Source organism: Agrobacterium sp. CFBP 3001, from assembly GCF_027871605.1.
GTDB classification, from domain to species: domain Bacteria; phylum Pseudomonadota; class Alphaproteobacteria; order Rhizobiales; family Rhizobiaceae; genus Agrobacterium; species Agrobacterium leguminum.
The window spans coordinates 1-18,051 of record NZ_JAQAHD010000018.1; the positions used below are offsets into that span (position 1 = coordinate 1).

Below are 18,051 nucleotides of genomic sequence, written 5' to 3' on the forward strand. Positions count from 1 at the left end.
CTTTCGTGTCCGAGATCGTCGCCAAACGCTCGAATACGAGTAGAATCAACACCGTGCGCCATGTCCACCAAATTTAAACCGGACAGCAGTGGGACAGGCCCGAGGATGACGTCACGAGGGACTGACATCACTTCTGCCGGGATCAACGCCCGGCATTTCTGTTTCAAGACGGAGCCAAATCATGTTCTTCATCCGCACGGCAAGCCTGCGTGACATCGAGCCGGTGCGCACCCTGCTCGCCACGACGTGGCACGCGACCTATGATGCGATCTATGGCGTGGACAAGGTCAACCAGTTGATCCTCGCATGGCATTCGCCGCAGGCCATGAAGGACCGCATCGAGAAAAAGGGCGGCGAGTTTCTGGTGGCTGACGACGGCAAGCGGATTGGCGGCATGGCCTATGGCTCCATGTCCACCAAGATGGCGAAGACGGCCCTGCTGCACCAGCTCTATGTCGCGCCTGACCTTCAGCGGCAGGGCGTCGGCCGCGATCTCTTCGCCGAACTGGAAACCTGTTTTCCGGATGCCGAAATCATGCGGCTGGAAGTCGAGCCTAAAAATACTGTCGCAATCGCCTTTTATGAAGGCGTCGGATTTGTCGAGGTCGACCGAATCGAGCGCATGGCGGGCATCGAGGGTCTGCCCGGCGTCGTTATGGAAAAGAGCCTGACCCGATGAATGAGACACTTCAACAACTGATCATCCGCACGGCGCGCGAAGACGATCTTCCGGCACTCGCCGCCATTTTTGCCGCCGACGAGATCGGCGGCCACGGGGATACGGCGGAAGAATCGGCACAGCCGGATTATCTCGCCGCTTTCCGCGCCATCGAAGCGTCGCCGAGCGAAACGCTCTATGTGGCGGAACTGGATGGCGAGGTGGTCGGCACCTTCCAGACGGCGATCCTGACCAAGCTCGTCGGGCGAGGGGCAAAGTCCATGGTGATCGAGGCGGTGCAGACGCGTGCCGACATGCGCGGCCGCGGCATCGGTGCGGTGATGATCAATCATTGCCTGGAAGAAGCCCGCCGGCAGGGCCTGAACGCCGCGCAGCTGACGTCCAACATGGCCCGGCTGGACGCTCACCGCTTCTATGAGCGGCTGGGTTTCGAGAAGCGGCATTTAGGCTTCAGGATGAAGCTGAAATAGCGCGGATATATCTCGAAATGCTGGACAATTGCCGTGAGGGGCGGCATAAGCATGTCTTGTGCCGTGCACGGAAAATCGCTGCGGCGCATTCAAGCCCGAGGAACGTAGAATGAAGACTCTCCTGACGCAAATCTTCACCTGGTGGAACGGCCAGACGATCGGAACGCGGTTTCATACCTGGCGTTTCGGCAAGAAGGTAGGACAGGACGAGTTGGGCAACACCTATTACGAAGGCGGCACCACTTCCTGGGGCATGCCGCGCCGCTGGGTCATCTACAATGGTTATGCCGAAGCGTCGGCCATTCCGCCCGGCTGGCATGGCTGGATGCATTACCGCACCGACGTGCCGCCGAGCCAGGAAAGCTACGTTGCCCGCGACTGGCAGAAGCCGCATCAGCCGAACCTCACCGGTTCCTCCAAGGCCTATCGCCCGCAGGGGTCGTTGGCCGTGGCTGGCGAGCGCCCGCGCGTGACCGGCGACTACGACGCCTGGACCCCCGGCAACTAAGCATCTTGCGATGCGCGGTGTTGTGCAAAACGCCGCGCTTGCATCCGGCCTCACCGGTTTTTGCCACATTCCGCCCTTAGGCGTTGATCCGGTCGGCGGTTCGACACAGGCAAATATTTGGAGACATATCGTATGAGGAAATTCACGCGGGATCGTTCTTTGCGTGCGCTGACAGTCTCGCTGTTTGCAGCGGTCTCTGCTGTCATCCTCATTTCGCCCGTTTATGCTGCTCGTCTTGAAAACCGTGTGGCGGTGTTTTCCGGCATCGACAAGATCACCGGCCGCATCACTTCCTTCGATGTCTATATCGATGAGACCGTGCAGTTCGGCGCGCTTCAGGTGACGCCGAAAGTCTGCTATTCCCGCGACCAGACGGAAGCGCAGAAGATCGATGCCTTCATCGAGGTGGATGAAATCACCCTCGACCGCAAGATCAAGCGGATTTTCACGGGCTGGATGTTCGCCGACAGCCCCGGCCTCAACGCCGTGGAACACCCCATCTACGACGTGTGGCTGACGGGCTGCAAGCAGGACTCGGAAGTTCCCGCTCCTTCAACGGCAAGCAAGTAATTAACCCACGACCGCGCCTATTTCTGGCGTCTGAGCTTCTCGGCCAAATCGGCCAGGGCTTTGCTTTTGCTTTCCAGTTGTTCGATCATTTCCTCCCGTGTCAGTTCAGGCTCGATCACAATCGGAACGGTGAACTTGTTGGGCTGATCGCCGGCGGGCGGTGAGGGGAACCTGATTTCGGAAAATGCCCTCTTCACGGCCGTTCTTGTCTGATAGGTACTATCCCTTATGTTTTTGACCTGAATAGCCTGCATCTTTCCCGCCGGGTCAACGCGGAAAGTAACAAGGAGTACCTGCTTCTTGTTCGTCCGCACGACCTTGAATTCCGGGCGGCCGGTTACGCCCGTCAAGGCTCGGGAAATTTCGCTTCGCCAGGCGGCCTGCGGGTTCGGGCGCTGTTCGGCAGCGGTGACATTCGCCGCCGGCGTCCACATCAATAACAAGGCCGCAATCCAGCGCATGGCCATCCCCCGGCAAACCATATATCATGATCGGATAGGTCATGTTTTCGAGGGTTGCAAGCAAAATTTCAGGTTGTTTTCAGCGTAGATTTTCTTGCGCAGACAATTTTTCGAAGGGTACGTCCGGCCTGTCGACAGCCGCTTCAAGTATCGTGGCATATCCCGACTTTGGGATATCGATTGCCCCAAATGTCTTCAGATGTTCGGTCGTAAATTGCGTGTCGAGCAGCGTAAACCCCTGCTGCCGCAAACGCTCGACCAGATGCACGAGGCAAATCTTCGATGCATTGGTGCGGCGGGAAAACATGCTCTCGCCGAAGAAGGCGGCGCCCAGCGAGACGCCGTAGAGCCCGCCGACGAGCTCCTCGCCCTCCCACGCCTCGACGCTATGGGCGTGGCCGATCTGGTGCAATTCGGTATAGAGCCTGCGGATGGTGGCATTGATCCAGGTGCTTGGCCTGTCCGGCGCTTCCGCCGCACATCCGGCCATCACCGCTTCGAAGGCGGTGTTGAAGCGAATCTCGAACGGCTTCCTGCGCATCGCCTTGGCGAGGCTTTTGGAAACGTGAAAACCATTGAGCGGGATGATTCCCCGAATTTCCGGCTCGACCCAGAAAAGCTCGGGATCGTCAGCCGAATCGGCCATTGGGAACAGGCCGGCGGAATAGGCGCGCAGCAGGATATCGACCGTTATGCCATTATTTCTACTGCGCCGCCCAACCATATCGTCTTAGTGAGACGCGTCACCGGCCAGATATTTCTCCAGCCAGTGAATGTCGTAATCGCCCTTCAGGATATCCTCGTTCTGAAGGAGATCCTGGAAAAGCGGCAGCGTGGTCTTGATGCCATCAACGACGAATTCGTCGAGCGCCCGACGCAGACGGCGAATGCATTCGTCACGGTCGCGGCCGTGAACGATCAGTTTGCCGATCATGCTGTCGTAATAGGGCGGGATTTTGTAGCCCTGATAGGCGCCCGAATCGACGCGCACGCCAAGACCGCCCGGCGTATGGAAATAGGTCAGCGTGCCCGGTGAGGGAACGAAGGTGCGCGGGTCCTCGGCATTGATACGGCATTCGATGGCATGGCCATGGAATTCGATATCGTCCTGCGTGACCGACAGGCCCTGACCGGAAGCGACCCGGATCTGTTCCTGCACGAGATCCATGCCGGTGATGGCTTCCGTCACCGGATGCTCCACCTGCAGACGGGTGTTCATTTCGATGAAATAGAACTCGCCGTTTTCATAAAGGAACTCGATGGTGCCGGCGCCGCGATATTTCAGTTTGCGCATGGCGCTCGCGCAAATCTCGCCGATCTTCATGCGCTGTTCGACGGTCAGAGCCGGCGAATTGGCTTCTTCCAGAACCTTCTGGTGACGGCGCTGCAACGAGCAATCGCGTTCGCCGAGGTGAACGGCATTGCCTTCGCCATCGCCGAAAACCTGCACTTCGATATGGCGCGGTTTGCCGAGGTACTTTTCCATGTACACGGCGTCGTTGCCGAAGGCTGCTGCCGCTTCGGAGCGGGCCGTCGCAACGGCCTCTTCCAGATCGGCTTCGGTCTTCGCCACCTTCATACCGCGACCACCGCCGCCCGCCGTCGCCTTGATGAGGACCGGGAAGCCAATCGTCCGGGCGATTTCGAGCGCGTTTTCAGGCTTCACTTCGCCATCGGAACCGGGAACCACGGGAATGCCGAGTTCCTGCGCCGTCTGCTTGGCGGTGATCTTGTCGCCCATGATGCGGATATGTTCGGCGGTCGGCCCGATGAAGGTGATGCCGTGCGCGTCGAGAATGTCTGCGAACTTGGCATTTTCCGACAGGAAGCCGTAGCCGGGGTGAACGGCGTCCGCACCGGTGATTTCGCAGGCCGCAACGATCTGGTGGATGTTGAGGTAGCTGTCACGCGAGGGCGGCGGGCCGATGCACACGCTTTCGTCGGCAAGGCGCACATGCATGGCATCCGCGTCGGCCGTTGAATGCACGGCCACCGTCGGAATGCCAAGTTCCTTGGCGGCGCGCAGGACGCGCAGCGCAATCTCGCCGCGATTGGCTATGAGGATCTTCGAAACCATGCTGAACCGCCTTTATTCGATGACCACGAGGGCTTCGCCATACTCCACGGGCTGAGCGTCGTTGACGACGATTTCCACGACCTTGCCGGACTTGGGAGCCGGGATCTGGTTCATGGTCTTCATGGCTTCGACGATGAGGATGGTCTGGCCTTCCTTGACGGTTGCACCCACTTCGATGAAGGGACGTGCGCCCGGGGCAGGCGAAAGATAGACCGTGCCGACCATGGGCGAGGACACCGTGTTGGCCGGGTTACGGGCAGGCGCTGCGGAGGCCGCAGGGGCGGCCGGCGCGGCTGCGGCCGGTGCAGCAACGGGGGCTGCTGCCGGTGCGGGCGCATAAGCAGCAGGCGCTGCGGCATAGACCGTGGCGGCGGGAGCGGCGCGGGAAACGCGGATGCGCAGGTCGTCCTGCTCCACTTCGATTTCCGAAAGGTCGGTATCGTTGAGGATATTCGCGAGTTCGCGGATCAGTTCCTTGTCGATACCCTGTTTCTTTTCAGACATGACAAACCCTATTCTTTGTTTCTTTTTATGCCGTGATGTTTTTCAGCGCGTGAAGCGCCATGATGTATCCATATGGTCCGAAACCGCAGACCATGCCCTTTGCCGCGGGTGATACCATCGATTTGTGACGGAACTCTTCGCGGGCGTGGATGTTGGAAATGTGCACTTCCACGACGGGCGTGGAAATCGCGCGAATGGCGTCATGCAACGCGATGGATGTGTGGCTGTAGGCGCCGGGATTGATGACGACGCCCGCCGCCCGCTCGCCCGCCTCCTGCAACCAGTCCACCAGCACGCCTTCGTGGTTGGACTGGCGGAATTCCACTGCGAAACCGAGATCGGCACCGGCTTGAAGGCAATCATTCTCGATGTCCTTCAGCGTCTTGCCACCATAGATACCCGGTTCCCTTTTTCCCAGCATATTGAGATTGGGGCCGTTGATGACGATGATGATGTTGCTCATTCACGTTTCCATAAGAAAATCAGCGACACCTATAGACTGCGCAGCCGTCAAGGAAAAGCCCCCGCAAGCCCTAAACCGGCCGCTTGGCAGGCATCTCACAGGGAATGCAGTGGCTTTTTTGGCAATCAGGAGCAGGTGGCTTTTCCACAGCTGCGCATATTGGCGATTTTTTCCTTCAGCGGGTCAGCGCCGACCGCACCGAAAACCGCCTCGTCGCCGACGATATAGGACGGCGTTCCGGTGATGCCGAGGCTGGTTGCCAGCTTGTAAGTCTCCTGCACCTGCTCGTCATTGGGGTTTTCCGCCATCGATTTGCGGATGTCGGCTTCCTTGAGGCCGAGCGAGGTCGCGACTTCCATGGCGCTGTCCTCATTCGCCCGTCCGCGACCGCCGAGCAGCGTGCGCTGGAATTCGGGGTACTTGGCCGGCGCCAGCAGCTTCACGGCATTGGAGACACGGTGGGCCGCAACCGATTCCGGTCCGAGGATCGGGAATTCCTTGAGGACGACGCGCACCTTCTTGTCGCTCTTCAGAATGTTGTCCATGTCGCCCATGGCGCGTTTGCAATAACCGCAATTGTAGTCGAAGAACTCGACCAGCGTGACGTCGCCATCCGGGTTGCCGAGCGCCAGATCGAATTTCGATTCGAAGATCACCTTTTTGTTGTCGGCGACGGCTTCCGCCGCCTTGGCGTTGCGCGCCGCATATTGCTTGCGCTCAAGCGCATCCTGAACCTCAAGCATGATTTCCGGGTTCTCGATCAGATATTGCTTGATGAACTCGCCCATTTCCTTCTTCTGCTGCTCGTCGAGCGCATGGGCGGGCAGGGAGGCGAATACCGTCGAAAGGGCCGTCACGCTGGCGAGAAGGGTGGAACGGAGAAAATGCGCCATATCGGTCCTCATTCTGTGCGGCCGAAGCCTCTTGAAATCTTATGAAGGCAATTACCTTACTTTAAGCCAAATGCCATACGGCAAAAATACTTGTCCGCATTATGATCGCATGATTGTGAAGATTGTGATTCTGCGGCAAGTCTCTGAAATACGGTTCAGGAAAGAGCATGCCCTTGATTACGATGTCGAAGCGGAGCGCAGTCGAACCCTTTCACGCCATGGATATTCTGGCGGAAGCGAATCGGCGCAGGCAGGCGGGCCGCCCCGTCATTTCCATGGCGGTCGGCCAGCCCTCGCATCCTGCGCCGAAAGCCTCCCTTGCGGCGGCTGAGGCGGCGCTGAAGCATGGGCGGATCGGTTACACGGATGCGCTGGGTCTGCGCGAGCTGCGGGAGGCGATTGCCGGCCATTACCGGCTGCGCCACCAGGTCGCCATCGATCCGGCCCGCATCGCCGTGACCACGGGTTCATCCGCAGCCTTCAATCTCGCTTTCCTCAGCCTTTTCGATGCGGGCGATTATGTCGCCATCGCAAGGCCCGGCTATCCGGCCTATCGCAATATTCTGAAGGCTCTCGGACTCAATGTCGTGGAAGTGCCGGTCACCGCCGAAACCGGCTATACGCTGACGCCGGCAAGTCTGGAGCGGGCGGAGACAAAGGCCGGCTGCAAGCTGAAGGGCGTGCTTCTGGCAAGCCCGGCCAATCCGACCGGCACCGTTACCGGCCGTGAGGCGCTGAAGCGGCTTGCGAGCTACTGCGAAAGCCGCGACATGGCTTTCATTTCCGACGAGATTTATCACGGCCTTACCTTTGTCGGCGAAGAGACGAGTGCGCTTGAAATCACCGACAATGCCGTGATCATCAACTCCTTCTCCAAATATTATTGCATGACCGGCTGGCGCATCGGCTGGATGGTGCTGCCCGAAAATCTGGTCCGCCCAGTCGAGTGTCTGGCCCAGAGCCTTTATATTTCCGCGCCCGAACTGTCGCAGCTTGCGGCGACCGCAGCCTTTTCGGCGGCGGAGGAGTTGGATGTCTACCGGGAAAGCTATCGCACCAACCGCGATTTCCTGATGGCGCGCCTGCCGGAGATCGGCCTGCCGCTGGCATCCCCTATGGATGGCGCTTTTTACGCCTATGTCGATACCAGCCGTTTTTCCAATGACAGCATGGATTTTGCCAAGCGCATGCTGGCGGAAATCGATGTGGCGGCGACGCCCGGCATGGATTTCGATCCCGAGGAAGGCCACAGGGCGCTGCGCATTTCCTATGCGGGTTCCGTGTCGGATATCGCCGAGGCCGTTGGACGTATTGCCGGCTGGCTGAAATAGCCGGGATCATCCGTTCGGGGAAATCAGGTAAGGGAGATCAGGCGGGCGTGCAGCCGAAGGTGCTGTTGAACGCCTTCTCGCCCTTCGCAGTGAAGGTCAGCACACGGCCGTTTCCGCGCCGCAGCCAGTCGCGCTGCTGCATGGCTTCGAGAAGCGACGCGCCAAGCCCGCCGCCGAGGTGATGGCGACGTTCGCTCCAGTCCAGGCAATGCAGGCAGACCGGGCGACGGGCCTTTTCGAGTGACGAAAGGTCGATGCCGAAGCTTGAGAAGAAGTCGCGTCCGTTCTCGGTTAGGGCAGGATCGTCACCTAACGTCACGAGCCCTTTTGCGGTGATGGCGGCAAGCAGCGCCACGCCGCTTTCCCCGGCCAGATGATCGTAGCAGATGCGCGCTTCCCGCAGCGCCTTGTCCTTCGGTCCCGTGCGAACGCGGACTGCGCCCGTGCGCTGGGCAAGACCCATCAACGCTTCCAGAACATGCGCCACATCCTCGTCGGAAAGACGGAAATAGCGGTGACGTCCCTGTTTTTCCGCTTTCAGGAGTTGCGCCTCGGAGAGCTTCGACAGATGCCCGCTGGCGGTCTGCAGGGTCACGCCAGCGGCTTCGGCAAGCTCGCTTGCGGTCAGCGCGCGTCCGTCCATCAGCGCCGTCAGGATGTTGGCGCGGGCGGGGTCGCCGATCAGCGCGGCGACATTGGCGATCAGGGGTCCGTCTTTCATGCTTCGATGGTAGCCGAAGCATTGATGCAAGGCAATGGCGTAGAAAGGAGAGGCAAACCACGAGGAGACAAACGATGCTGACCTGTTTCATCCGCTACGAGATCGATCCTTTCAAGGTCGACGCCTTTGAACGATATGCCCGCGCATTGGGTGAGGCGATACCGCGCTGCGGGGCCGATCTGATCGGTTATTACGCGCCGAAGGAGGGATCTAGCACCATTGCTTACGGTGTCTACAACATCGAAAATCTCTCCGCTTACGAAGCCTACAGGGCGCGGCTCGCCGCCGATCCTGCGGGGCGGGAAAATTACGAATTCGCCCGCCGCGAACAGTTCATCCGTCGCGAGGACCGGCTTTTCCTGCGTCTCGCCTCCGCTCCGCACGCCGGAGGCGGACAATGATTGCCGTCATCTTCGAGGTCCGGCCGGCTGAAGGCGAGAAGCAGCATTATCTCGACATAGCGGCAGGCCTGCGGGCTGAGCTGGAAACCATCGACGGCTTCCTGTCCGTCGAGCGGTTTCAAAGCATCGGCAATCCGGACAAGATGCTCTCTCTGTCCTTCTTCCGGGATGAGGAGGCGGTGAGGGCGTGGCGCAACACCATGCCGCATCGCGCCGCGCAGTCGCTGGGCCGCTCCGGTGTTTTTTCCGATTATCGGCTGCGTATCGCGCAGGTGATCCGCAACTATGGCCTGGAGGAGAGGGAGGAAGCGCCAGCCGACAGCCGGAAAGTCCACCCGGCAGATGGAACAGCTTAGGCTGATGTTTCCAGCATCAGTTTTTCTGCATGCCGTTGCAAGGCTTTCTGGTTCGAACTCGCCTTTGAAACCCGTTATAGATAGGCCAATGTGGTGCGGGACACCCTTAAGGTTAGGACAAGGAGAAAAGCGATGTCGGCAGAAAAAGTAGCGATTGTAACGGCAGGCGGCAGCGGCATGGGGGCCGCCGTGGCGAAACGTCTGGCCGCGGATGGCTACAAACTCGCGATCCTGTCTTCGTCCGGCAAGGGGGAGGCGCTGGCGCAGGAGCTGGGCGGTATCGGCGTTACCGGCTCCAACCAGTCCAATGACGATCTCCAGCGGCTCACGGATCTGACACTCGAAAAATTCGGCCGCATCGATGTGCTGGTCAACAGCGCCGGCCATGGCCCGCGCGCCTCCATTCTCGATATTACCGATGAGCAATGGCACACCGGCCTCGATGTCTACCTCATGAACGTCATCCGCCCGACGCGGATCGTCGCCCCCGTTATGGTGAAACAGAAGGCGGGCGCCATCGTCAATATCTCGACCGCCTGGGCTTTCGAACCGAGCAGCATGTTCCCGACATCCGCCGTGTTCCGCGCCGGCCTTGCCTCCTACACCAAGATTTTCGCCGATACCTATGCGGCCGACAATGTGCGCATGAACAATGTTCTGCCCGGCTGGATCGACAGCCTGCCGGCGACGGAGGAGCGCCGCGAGAGCGTGCCGATGCAGCGTTACGGCAAGAGCGAGGAAATCGCCGCCACCGTGGCATTCCTTGCCTCTGATGGGGCCGGTTATATTACCGGTCAGAATATCCGCGTTGATGGCGGGCTGACGCGGTCTGTTTGACGGGTTGGCCTTTCCCACTCCTCATTCCCGTGACAAGCGCAGGAATGAGGAAATGTCAGCGGCTCAAAAAAACCGCTCTTTGCGCCGACAAAAGAAAACGCCCGCAACATCGTTGCGGGCGTCTTTTATTCAGGATGTGGCTTCTCTCAGAAGAAGCCCTTGCGCTGCCACCAGCCGCCCTTGCGGGGCTTCGGCTCGTCGCCATCAGCGGGGGTGGAGGAACCGGAAGAGGTGACTACCGGCTCCGAGCTCGAGACATTGCTGCCCCGGTTCGCGCGGACCTTTTCTTCCGTGGCCGGTGCTTCCGCTTCCGAAGCCAGATCGGCCGAAGCCTCACCCGCTTCTTCAATGGCGACGTCCACCACGGTTTCCTCAACGATCACCGGCTCCACCGTTTCAACGGCTTCGGTCTTCGGCGCTTCCTCGGTTTCAGTCTTGGCTTTCGCCTTGCGGGTGCGGCGCGGCTTTTTCGGCACGTCCTCTTCCGCGACCTCGGCAACCGCACCTTCCACCACCTCGGCGGCGGTCGGCTCTTCGGTTACGGATGCTTCGGCGGAAGCCTCTTCGCTTTCACCTTCGGCTTCCGAGCCGGCGGCATCGAGAGCCTCGTCTTCCGCACGGTTGCGACGTCCGCCGCGCTTGCCGCGACGGCGGCGCTTGCGCTTGCCGTCCTCTTCGGAGGTTACCGCTTCCGCTGCACCGTTTTCGGTTTCAGTATCGGCTTCATCGGTTTCGACGCCATCGTCGTCACCTTCGGCATCATCGCCTTCCGCATCGCCGGACTGGGCGTCAATCGCGCCGTTCTGCTCGCCCTGACCGCCCTTGCCGCGACGGCGGCGGCGACGCTTGCGCTTGCGCTTGCCTTCCTCGCCATTGTCGCCCTGCTGCTGCTGGCGTGGCTCGGCGGTCTGCGCCTTGACGATTTCTTCCTCGTCTTCGTCCTCTTCCACCTCGGCGACGAAATCGTCTTCCTCTTCCACGAAGTTCGGCAGCATCTGGATGAGGCTTTCGATCTTCACCGGATTTTCGACGGCTTCACCGCGATCGATGGCGAAATGCTGCGCACCGACGCCGGCGTCAGCAGCGATGATGATCGACACGCCGAAGCGGCCTTCATAATCGACGATCGTGCCGCGCTTGTGGTTGAGCAGGTAGAGCGCCGTTTCCGGCGTGCAGCGCACCGTGATGTTGTGGGTGGTGTTGCGCAGCAGATATTCCTCGACGCCGCGCAGCACATGCAGCGCGATGGAGGATTCCGAGCGAACATGGCCCGTGCCGCCGCAATGCTGGCAGACCTGCGTGGTCGATTCCAGCACCGAAGCGCGGATGCGCTGGCGCGACATTTCCAGCAGGCCGAAATGCGAGATGCGGCCGACCTGGATGCGGGCGCGGTCGTTCTTCAGGCAATCCTTGAGCTTCTTCTCGACAGCGCGGTTGTTGCGCTTTTCTTCCATGTCGATGAAGTCGATGACGACAAGACCGGCAAGGTCGCGCAGGCGCAGCTGGCGCGCCACTTCTTCCGCCGCCTCGAGGTTCGTTGTCAGCGCGGTTTCCTCAATGGAGTGCTCGCGGGTCGAACGGCCCGAGTTGACGTCGATGGAAACCAGCGCTTCCGTCTGATTGATGATGAGGTAACCGCCCGACTTCAGCGTGACCTGCGGCTGCAGCATCCGGTCGAGCTGGGCTTCGATACCGGAGCGCGAGAAGATCGGGTGAATGTCGCGGTAAGGCTGAACCACCTTCGCGTGGCTCGGCATCAGCATCTTCATGAAGTCTTTGGCTTCACGATAGCCGTCTTCGCCCGAAACGATGATCTCGCCGATATCCTTGTTGTAGAGATCGCGGATCGAACGCTTGATGAGCGAGCCTTCCTCGTAAACGAGGCAGGGGGCGGTGGAATTCAGCGTCAGCGTGCGGACATTTTCCCACAGGCGCATCAGATATTCGAAGTCGCGCTTGATTTCGACGCGGGTGCGGTTTGCGCCGGCGGTGCGCAGAATAACGCCCATGCCCTGCGGCACTTCCAGATCGCGCGCGATTTCCTTCAGGCGCTTGCGGTCGGCCGGCTGTGTGATCTTGCGGGAAATACCGCCGCCACGCGCCGTATTCGGCATCAGAACGGAATAACGGCCGGCGAGCGACAGGTAAGTGGTCAGCGCCGCGCCCTTGTTGCCGCGCTCTTCCTTGGCCACCTGCACCAGAAGAATCTGGCGGCGCTTGATGACTTCCTGAATGCGATACTGCTTGCGCGGCTTGCGGGCGACGCGGTCCGGAACCTCTTCCATGGCGTCTTCGGCGCCGACGGATTCGATCACTTCCTTTTCGTGGTGATCGTCATCGTCGTCGTCATCATCGTCATTGCCGCGGCGAAGACCCTCGACTTCCTCGGAAATCGTGTCGGTATCGACCATGGCGGCCATTTCACCGCCGGCGCTGCCATCGTCTTCAGAAGACGCTTCGGCGGCCTCGGCCGCTGCGGCTTCTTCTTCCGCCGTCTTCTTCTTGGCGCGGGGGCGACGGGTGCGCTTTTTCGGCATTTCTTCCTCGGCGGGCGCTTCTTCGGCTACGGCCTCGACGGCCGCTTCTCCGGAAACCTCTTCCGCGGCAGGCGCAGTCTCTTCCACGACGACCGTTTCAGTGGTTTCGCTGGCGGAAACAATGCCGACATCCGGCTGATCCACCTGCGAAAGGTCGATCATGGGGGCGCCGGGCTCCGGTGCGTCAGCGGATTCGAAATCGTCGCTGCGGCGATGATCCTCGGCTTCCGCTTTCAGGAGGGCCTGACGGTCGGCGAGCGGAATCTGGTAATAGTCCGGATGGATTTCCGCAAAAGCGAGAAAGCCGTGGCGGTTTCCACCGTAATCGACGAAGGCCGCCTGAAGCGAGGGTTCAACCCGCGTGACCTTGGCAAGGTAGATATTGCCGCGGATCTGTTTCTTGTGCTCCGATTCAAAATCGAATTCTTCGATCCGGTTCCCACGGACAACGACTACGCGTGTCTCCTCTTCGTGGGAGGCGTCGATAAGCATTTTGTCTGCCATGTAAGCTGTGCTCCTCGGCGCAGCCTTGTTTTATACGAGAACAGGCCCGCCACACGGACGAGCCTTTCATATGAGTGCAAGGATGTGCCGGAAATGAAGTCTCCTGCCGGGCGTCTGTAAACTGGCAGCATCCGGACCGACGGCGAGGCGCTTGGCCTGCTCCTGGTATCCGGTTCATGTGAAAACTGCTGCGACATCATTGGCCAGGCGGAACGACAATAATATATAGACCCCTTGGGATCCGATGAATTTGCTCTCCTCAGAGCGGCGGTGGCAGCGCCACCGGGTAGGTCTCCGGCCACGGCCGGAATTGATCGAGTTTCAGGATAAATGTAACGACGGCAGATGATTGCCCGATTTGCAGCGCCAGCGTCTTTTTCGATTGGCAGCCGGCGGGCATCTATCCCGTCAACACTTTTAACCCTCATCCGTGTTGTATGTTTTCTCTGTCATAATAGCAATAGGCTGGCTAAATATGCCATATTATTGGTGGAATTTCCGGGTTAACAATTGGTTCACCAAGGCCTGCGATTGTGGGGCGCAAACGCGCAAACTATCGTACGGCGTGGTCGAAACGGCACTGTTGCCGGCGTTTTTCCTCGCCCTTTATCGAAAATGACTGAAATACGGAATTTCTTGAAGACCATGAATTTCACGCGCAACGCAGCGATATTCGGTGGGAGAGGGCGGCTTGGCGCGCGAATCGCGCGGCTTGCGGCGGCTCTGGCATTTTCCGTCGTCGCCTCTGTTTCCGCCGCGCCTGCAGCCCATGCCGTGGAGCCGCTCGTCGTTCATCAGGCGCGGATCATCGGCGATGAGGCGCGCACGCGCATCGTTCTCGACTTCGCCGAAGAGCCGGAATTCGACGTTCACTATCTCGATTCGCCCGCCCGCATCGTTGTGGACTTTCCGGCGGTGAATTTCAGCTTTCCCGCATCCGACCTGAAGCCGACCGGTCTTTTTTCGGATATCCGTTTCGGCAGCATGGGGCAGAACAGCGCCCGCATCGTGCTGACGGCGAAAAAGCCGGTTCAGGTGGCGGTCGCCGAAACCAAAAAGACCGATAACGGCCAATCTTTCCATTTCGTGCTCGATACGGAAATCACCACCAAGGGCAAGTTCGCGGAACTGGTGAAGGATCAGCAGTGGCAGGCGCCGGCCCCGGTGACGACTGCCGCGATCACGCCGGATGACAAGACGTCGCGGCCAGCGGAATTCGTCATCGCTGTCGATGCCGGCCATGGCGGCATCGATGCGGGCGCCACCGGCGGCACCACCGGCACCGAGGAAAAGGTTATCACGCTGACTTTCGCCAAGGAGCTTGCCGAGCGGCTGAACCGCGAACCAGGCATCAAGGCTTTCCTGACGCGTGATTCCGATACGTTTCTCGCCTTGTCGGAACGGGTGACCATCGCCCGCCAGAACAATGCCAACCTCTTTATTTCCCTTCATGCGGATACGTTGAAGCAAAAGGGCATTCGGGGAGCGACCGTCTATACATTGTCGGACCGGGCATCGGACCGGCAGGCGCAGGAACTGGCGGAGCGCGAAAACAAGTCTGACCAGATCGCGGGCGTCGCTGCTTCCAGCGAGCCGCCGGAAGTGGCCGATATTCTTCTTGATTTCACCCGCCGTGAAACGCAGGCCTTTTCGGTGACGCTGGCTGAAAACATCGTCTCCTCCTTTGAGGGGCAGGTGGGGCTCATCAACAATCCGCACCGTTACGCCGGTTTCATGGTGCTGCGCGCCCACGATGTGCCGTCGGTGCTGCTGGAACTCGGTTTCCTCTCCAATCCGGAAGACGAAAAGCTGCTTCTCGATGGGGAATGGCGCAAGAAGGTGGCCGATACGCTGGCAACCGCCGTTGGGCGATACCGCGCCAAGGCCATGGCAAATGGCGGCTGAGAGGGCAGCCGGCGGAGCGGCAATGCTGTTGCCGCCCTGCAATTGACCGCCGAAAAGCTGTTCAATTCTTGGGTCTTGCGGACGATTACGAAGGCGAAGCCCTATTTTACTCACATTCGCCGCGTTACTCGGAAAGCGGATTCGGTGGCGATCCGCAAAGCGTCCGCAGCGCGATTGCGGGCCTACCGCCCGGTAACATATCAGCGAATGCTGCCGTATCCGGCTTGTCATCGAAGGTATGGTGTGCAAAACGGCACGCGATATGCAAGGATGCGCCCGTAAATCGTCGGGCGTTGATGGTTACGATTCGAATTATCGGTAGCTTGGTATGATCAGACTGATTGGATATTTTTTCGGCTTGGCCAGCGTGCTCTTCCTGTGCGCCGCCGCCGCCGGTGCGATTTATTTGCACGGCGTGACGAAGGACCTGCCGGATTACGCAGTTTTGAGCACCTATGAGCCGCCGGTGACGACCCGCGTGCATGCCGGCAACGGCGCGCTGATGGCGGAATATGCGCATGAAAAACGCCTGTTCCTGCCGATCCAGGCCATTCCCGACCGGGTGAAGGCTGCTTTCCTTTCGGCGGAAGACAAGAATTTCTACAACCATCCGGGTGTGGATGTTTTCGGCCTCGGCCGCGCCATTCTCGTCAATATCCAGAATTTCGGCTCCGGCCGCCGTCCGGTCGGCGCTTCCACCATCACCCAGCAGGTGGCGAAGAACTTCCTTCTAACCAACGACCAGACCATCGACCGCAAGCTCAAGGAAGCCATTCTGTCCTTCCGCATCGAGCAGACCTATTCCAAGGACAAGATTCTCGAGCTTTATCTCAACGAGATTTTCTTCGGCCTGAATTCCTACGGCATTGCCGGCGCGGCGCTCACCTATTTCAACAAATCGGTGACGGAACTAACGATTGCGGAAACCGCCTATCTCGCATCGCTGCCGAAGGGTCCGGCCAATTACCATCCGATCCGCCGCGAAAAAGCGGCTCTTGAGCGTCGCGACTGGGTGATCGACCGCATGGCCGAAAACGGCTACATCACGGTCGCCGACGCCACGGACGCCAAAAAGCAGCCGCTTGGCGTCAATCTGCGTCGCGGTGGCGCGCATATCTTCGCGTCTGACTACTTCGCGGAGGAAGTCCGCCGCCAGATCGTCGAGAAATACGGCGAGGAAGCGCTTCTCGAAGGCGGGCTCTCGGTCCGCACCTCTTTCGATCCACAGATCCAGATGGAAGCCCGCAAGGCGCTTCAGGACGGTCTGGTGCAATATGACGAGCGTCGCGGTTTCCGAGGACCCGTCGAAAAGATCGAGACTGCGGGGGACTGGACGGCGGCGCTTGCCAAGGTCAAGGGCCTGCGCGACGTTCCGGAATGGAAAGTCGCTGTGGTCCTCGCTGTCGCTGCCGATGGCGTCGACATCGGCGTGCAGCCGGATACGGAAACGGAAGATGGCGACAAGCGCACCCGCGGCCATATCTCCGCTGAAAACATGCGCTGGGCTTTCCGCGATGCGACCGGCAAGAAGGCCACCGCCAAGTCGCCGGTTGGCGTCCTCTCGGCCGGTGACGTGGTGTATGCGCAGCCGCTTTCCAACTCTGGTAACGAATATCGCCTGCGCCAGCCGCCGAAAGTGCAGGGCGGCATGGTGGTGATGGACCCGCATACCGGCCGTGTTCTGGCCATGGTCGGCGGTTTCTCCTATGCGCAGTCGGAATTCAACCGCTCGACACAGGCGATGCGCCAGCCGGGCTCTTCCTTCAAGCCGTTCATCTACGCGGCGGCACTCGATAACGGCTATACGCCAGCGTCGGTCATTCTCGATGCGCCGATCGAGGTCGTTTCCGGCAATCAGGTTTGGAAGCCGCAGAATTACGGCGGCGGTTCCGCCGGCCCGTCGACCCTGCGTCTCGGTATCGAGAAATCCCGTAACCTCATGACGGTGCGTCTGGCGCAGGATATGGGCATGAATCTGGTCGCGGAATATGCCGAACGCTTCGGTATTTACGACAAGATGCCGCCGCTTCTGTCCATGTCGCTGGGTTCCGGTGAAACGACCGTGATGCGTATGGTCTCGGCCTATTCGGTCATCGCCAATGGCGGCAAGCAGATCAAGCCGACACTGATCGACCGCATTCAGGACCGTTACGGCAAGACGATCTTCCGGCATGAGGAGCGCGCCTGCGAAGGCTGCAACGCGACAAGCTGGCAGAACCAGGATGAGCCCGTCATCGTCGACAATCGCGAACAGGTTCTCGACCCGATGACTGCCTACCAGACGACCTCGATGCTGGAAGGCGTCGTGCAGCGCGGCACGGCGGCGGGCAAGATCAAGGTCGATCTGCCGGTTGCCGGCAAGACGGGCACGACCAACGATGAAAAGGACGCCTGGTTCGTCGGTTACACGCCGGACATGGTCGCCGGCCTCTATATCGGTTTCGATTCGCCGGCGCCTCTCGGCCGTGGCGGCACGGGTGGCTCGCTGTCCGCGCCGATATTCGGTGAGTTCATCTCCGATGCGGCCAAGCACATGGAGCCAAGCAAGTTCATCGTACCTGCCGGCATGAATTTCGTCGCCGTCAACCGCAAGACTGGCATGGCGGCGGTCGAGGGCGAGCCCGATACCATCATGGAAGCCTTCAAGCCCGGCACGGGTCCTGCTTCCACCTTCTCTGTCATCGGCGATGACGGATACATGTCGCAGGAAGACATTCTGAAGACCTCGCCGCAGGCGCAGCAGGCCATCACCGGCGGTGGCGGCGGTCTTTATTGATATCACTCCTGACGTTTGGCGGGGGCGCGGGTCTTTACATCCGCGCCCCCCGCATTTA

The 18,051-nt window shown here is 60.0% G+C and carries 18 protein-coding genes; 10 read left to right on the top strand and 8 right to left on the bottom strand.

From position 1 onward, the window contains the following. Positions 1 to 181: 181 nt before the first annotated feature. The 4 genes from PH605_RS19495 (at position 182) to PH605_RS19510 (ending at position 2,227) form a co-directional block, all read left to right on the top strand. On the top strand, positions 182 to 679 hold the full coding sequence (locus PH605_RS19495) for a GNAT family N-acetyltransferase (protein ID WP_065653959.1): 498 nt from the start codon (positions 182 to 184) through the stop codon (positions 677 to 679). Next, a complete protein-coding gene (locus PH605_RS19500) occupies positions 676 to 1,149 on the top strand; it encodes a GNAT family N-acetyltransferase (protein WP_065653958.1) in 474 nt (157 codons plus the stop codon). The genes PH605_RS19495 and PH605_RS19500 overlap by 4 nt, the downstream gene beginning before the upstream one ends. Before the next feature lie 109 nt (positions 1,150 to 1,258). Continuing rightward, positions 1,259 to 1,657: an NADH:ubiquinone oxidoreductase subunit NDUFA12 gene (locus PH605_RS19505; protein ID WP_003521463.1), complete on the top strand. Its 399-nt coding sequence runs from the start codon at positions 1,259 to 1,261 to the stop codon at positions 1,655 to 1,657. Positions 1,658 to 1,789: 132 nt separating this feature from the next. After that, a complete protein-coding gene (locus PH605_RS19510; protein ID WP_080856277.1) occupies positions 1,790 to 2,227 on the top strand; it encodes a DUF2155 domain-containing protein in 438 nt (145 codons plus the stop codon). Positions 2,228 to 2,244: 17 nt separating this feature from the next. Here the strand turns inward: PH605_RS19510 and PH605_RS19515 are convergent, their stop codons facing one another. The 6 genes from PH605_RS19515 to PH605_RS19540 all read right to left on the bottom strand — a co-directional run bounded on the left by PH605_RS19515 (position 2,245) and on the right by PH605_RS19540 (position 6,625). Beyond that, positions 2,245 to 2,688, bottom strand: a complete 444-nt coding sequence (locus PH605_RS19515; protein ID WP_237680942.1) for a hypothetical protein — start codon at positions 2,686 to 2,688, stop codon at positions 2,245 to 2,247. Positions 2,689 to 2,767: 79 nt separating this feature from the next. Beyond that, positions 2,768 to 3,412, bottom strand: a complete 645-nt coding sequence (gene aat, locus PH605_RS19520) for a leucyl/phenylalanyl-tRNA--protein transferase (RefSeq protein WP_142845793.1) — start codon at positions 3,410 to 3,412, stop codon at positions 2,768 to 2,770. 6 nt (positions 3,413 to 3,418) lie between these two features. After that, on the bottom strand, positions 3,419 to 4,765 hold the full coding sequence (gene accC, locus PH605_RS19525; protein WP_065653954.1) for an acetyl-CoA carboxylase biotin carboxylase subunit: 1,347 nt from the start codon (positions 4,763 to 4,765) through the stop codon (positions 3,419 to 3,421). A gap of 12 nt (positions 4,766 to 4,777) precedes the next feature. Then, positions 4,778 to 5,269 (bottom strand): acetyl-CoA carboxylase biotin carboxyl carrier protein, encoded by a 492-nt coding sequence (gene accB / locus PH605_RS19530; protein ID WP_059752742.1) that lies wholly within the window; start codon positions 5,267 to 5,269, stop codon positions 4,778 to 4,780. Between the two features lie 25 nt (positions 5,270 to 5,294). Further along, positions 5,295 to 5,732, bottom strand: coding sequence for a type II 3-dehydroquinate dehydratase (aroQ, locus tag PH605_RS19535; RefSeq protein WP_077982408.1), 438 nt, complete (start codon positions 5,730 to 5,732; stop codon positions 5,295 to 5,297). A gap of 125 nt (positions 5,733 to 5,857) precedes the next feature. After that, positions 5,858 to 6,625 carry a DsbA family protein gene (locus tag PH605_RS19540; RefSeq protein ID WP_142845794.1) on the bottom strand — a complete coding sequence of 256 codons (768 nt, stop codon included), beginning with the start codon at positions 6,623 to 6,625 and terminating at the stop codon, positions 5,858 to 5,860. 173 nt (positions 6,626 to 6,798) lie between these two features. Between PH605_RS19540 and PH605_RS19545 the strand changes: the two genes are divergently transcribed. Then, positions 6,799 to 7,956 carry a pyridoxal phosphate-dependent aminotransferase gene (locus tag PH605_RS19545; RefSeq protein ID WP_003521454.1) on the top strand — a complete coding sequence of 386 codons (1,158 nt, stop codon included), beginning with the start codon at positions 6,799 to 6,801 and terminating at the stop codon, positions 7,954 to 7,956. Between the two features lie 37 nt (positions 7,957 to 7,993). Here PH605_RS19545 and PH605_RS19550 read toward each other — a convergent pair whose 3' ends face one another. Beyond that, positions 7,994 to 8,677, bottom strand: a complete 684-nt coding sequence (locus PH605_RS19550; RefSeq protein WP_078053993.1) for an ArsR/SmtB family transcription factor — start codon at positions 8,675 to 8,677, stop codon at positions 7,994 to 7,996. Positions 8,678 to 8,751: 74 nt separating this feature from the next. Here PH605_RS19550 and PH605_RS19555 point away from each other — a divergent pair, with 74 nt between their 5' ends. The 3 genes from PH605_RS19555 to PH605_RS19565 all read left to right on the top strand — a co-directional run bounded on the left by PH605_RS19555 (position 8,752) and on the right by PH605_RS19565 (position 10,271). Then, on the top strand, positions 8,752 to 9,078 hold the full coding sequence (locus PH605_RS19555) for an NIPSNAP family protein (RefSeq protein ID WP_142845795.1): 327 nt from the start codon (positions 8,752 to 8,754) through the stop codon (positions 9,076 to 9,078). Continuing rightward, a complete protein-coding gene (locus PH605_RS19560) occupies positions 9,075 to 9,434 on the top strand; it encodes an antibiotic biosynthesis monooxygenase family protein (RefSeq protein ID WP_142845796.1) in 360 nt (119 codons plus the stop codon). Before PH605_RS19555 ends, PH605_RS19560 begins: the two co-directional genes overlap by 4 nt. 132 nt (positions 9,435 to 9,566) lie before the next feature. Beyond that, entirely contained in the window at positions 9,567 to 10,271 is a 705-nt protein-coding gene (locus PH605_RS19565; RefSeq protein WP_078053990.1) for an SDR family oxidoreductase, read from the top strand. 146 nt (positions 10,272 to 10,417) lie between these two features. Here the strand turns inward: PH605_RS19565 and PH605_RS19570 are convergent, their stop codons facing one another. Then, positions 10,418 to 13,312, bottom strand: coding sequence for an Rne/Rng family ribonuclease (locus PH605_RS19570; RefSeq protein WP_142845797.1), 2,895 nt, complete (start codon positions 13,310 to 13,312; stop codon positions 10,418 to 10,420). 645 nt (positions 13,313 to 13,957) lie between these two features. Between PH605_RS19570 and PH605_RS19575 the strand changes: the two genes are divergently transcribed. Both PH605_RS19575 and PH605_RS19580 read left to right on the top strand, forming a co-directional pair. Further along, positions 13,958 to 15,217: an N-acetylmuramoyl-L-alanine amidase gene (locus tag PH605_RS19575; protein ID WP_003521444.1), complete on the top strand. Its 1,260-nt coding sequence runs from the start codon at positions 13,958 to 13,960 to the stop codon at positions 15,215 to 15,217. 328 nt (positions 15,218 to 15,545) lie between these two features. Next, positions 15,546 to 17,993 carry a penicillin-binding protein 1A gene (locus PH605_RS19580; protein ID WP_065653947.1) on the top strand — a complete coding sequence of 816 codons (2,448 nt, stop codon included), beginning with the start codon at positions 15,546 to 15,548 and terminating at the stop codon, positions 17,991 to 17,993. Positions 17,994 to 18,051: the final 58 nt, after the last annotated feature.

What these genes read in the sequence shown, in the direction of transcription:
- PH605_RS19550 (WP_078053993.1), bottom strand. Translation starts at nt 8,677, where the DNA reads ATGAAAGACGGACCCCTGATCGCCAATGTCGCCGCGCTGATCGGCGAC.
- PH605_RS19570 (WP_142845797.1), bottom strand. Translation starts at nt 13,312, where the DNA reads ATGGCAGACAAAATGCTTATCGACGCCTCCCACGAAGAGGAGACACGC.
- PH605_RS19495 (WP_065653959.1), top strand. Translation starts at nt 182, where the DNA reads ATGTTCTTCATCCGCACGGCAAGCCTGCGTGACATCGAGCCGGTGCGC.
- accC (WP_065653954.1), bottom strand. Translation starts at nt 4,765, where the DNA reads ATGGTTTCGAAGATCCTCATAGCCAATCGCGGCGAGATTGCGCTGCGC.
- PH605_RS19575 (WP_003521444.1), top strand. Translation starts at nt 13,958, where the DNA reads ATGAATTTCACGCGCAACGCAGCGATATTCGGTGGGAGAGGGCGGCTT.
- PH605_RS19555 (WP_142845795.1), top strand. Translation starts at nt 8,752, where the DNA reads ATGCTGACCTGTTTCATCCGCTACGAGATCGATCCTTTCAAGGTCGAC.
- PH605_RS19500 (WP_065653958.1), top strand. Translation starts at nt 676, where the DNA reads ATGAATGAGACACTTCAACAACTGATCATCCGCACGGCGCGCGAAGAC.
- aat (WP_142845793.1), bottom strand. Translation starts at nt 3,412, where the DNA reads ATGGTTGGGCGGCGCAGTAGAAATAATGGCATAACGGTCGATATCCTG.
- PH605_RS19565 (WP_078053990.1), top strand. Translation starts at nt 9,567, where the DNA reads ATGTCGGCAGAAAAAGTAGCGATTGTAACGGCAGGCGGCAGCGGCATG.
- PH605_RS19510 (WP_080856277.1), top strand. Translation starts at nt 1,790, where the DNA reads ATGAGGAAATTCACGCGGGATCGTTCTTTGCGTGCGCTGACAGTCTCG.
- PH605_RS19505 (WP_003521463.1), top strand. Translation starts at nt 1,259, where the DNA reads ATGAAGACTCTCCTGACGCAAATCTTCACCTGGTGGAACGGCCAGACG.
- PH605_RS19540 (WP_142845794.1), bottom strand. Translation starts at nt 6,625, where the DNA reads ATGGCGCATTTTCTCCGTTCCACCCTTCTCGCCAGCGTGACGGCCCTT.
- aroQ (WP_077982408.1), bottom strand. Translation starts at nt 5,732, where the DNA reads ATGAGCAACATCATCATCGTCATCAACGGCCCCAATCTCAATATGCTG.
- PH605_RS19515 (WP_237680942.1), bottom strand. Translation starts at nt 2,688, where the DNA reads ATGCGCTGGATTGCGGCCTTGTTATTGATGTGGACGCCGGCGGCGAAT.
- accB (WP_059752742.1), bottom strand. Translation starts at nt 5,269, where the DNA reads ATGTCTGAAAAGAAACAGGGTATCGACAAGGAACTGATCCGCGAACTC.
- PH605_RS19560 (WP_142845796.1), top strand. Translation starts at nt 9,075, where the DNA reads ATGATTGCCGTCATCTTCGAGGTCCGGCCGGCTGAAGGCGAGAAGCAG.
- PH605_RS19580 (WP_065653947.1), top strand. Translation starts at nt 15,546, where the DNA reads ATGATCAGACTGATTGGATATTTTTTCGGCTTGGCCAGCGTGCTCTTC.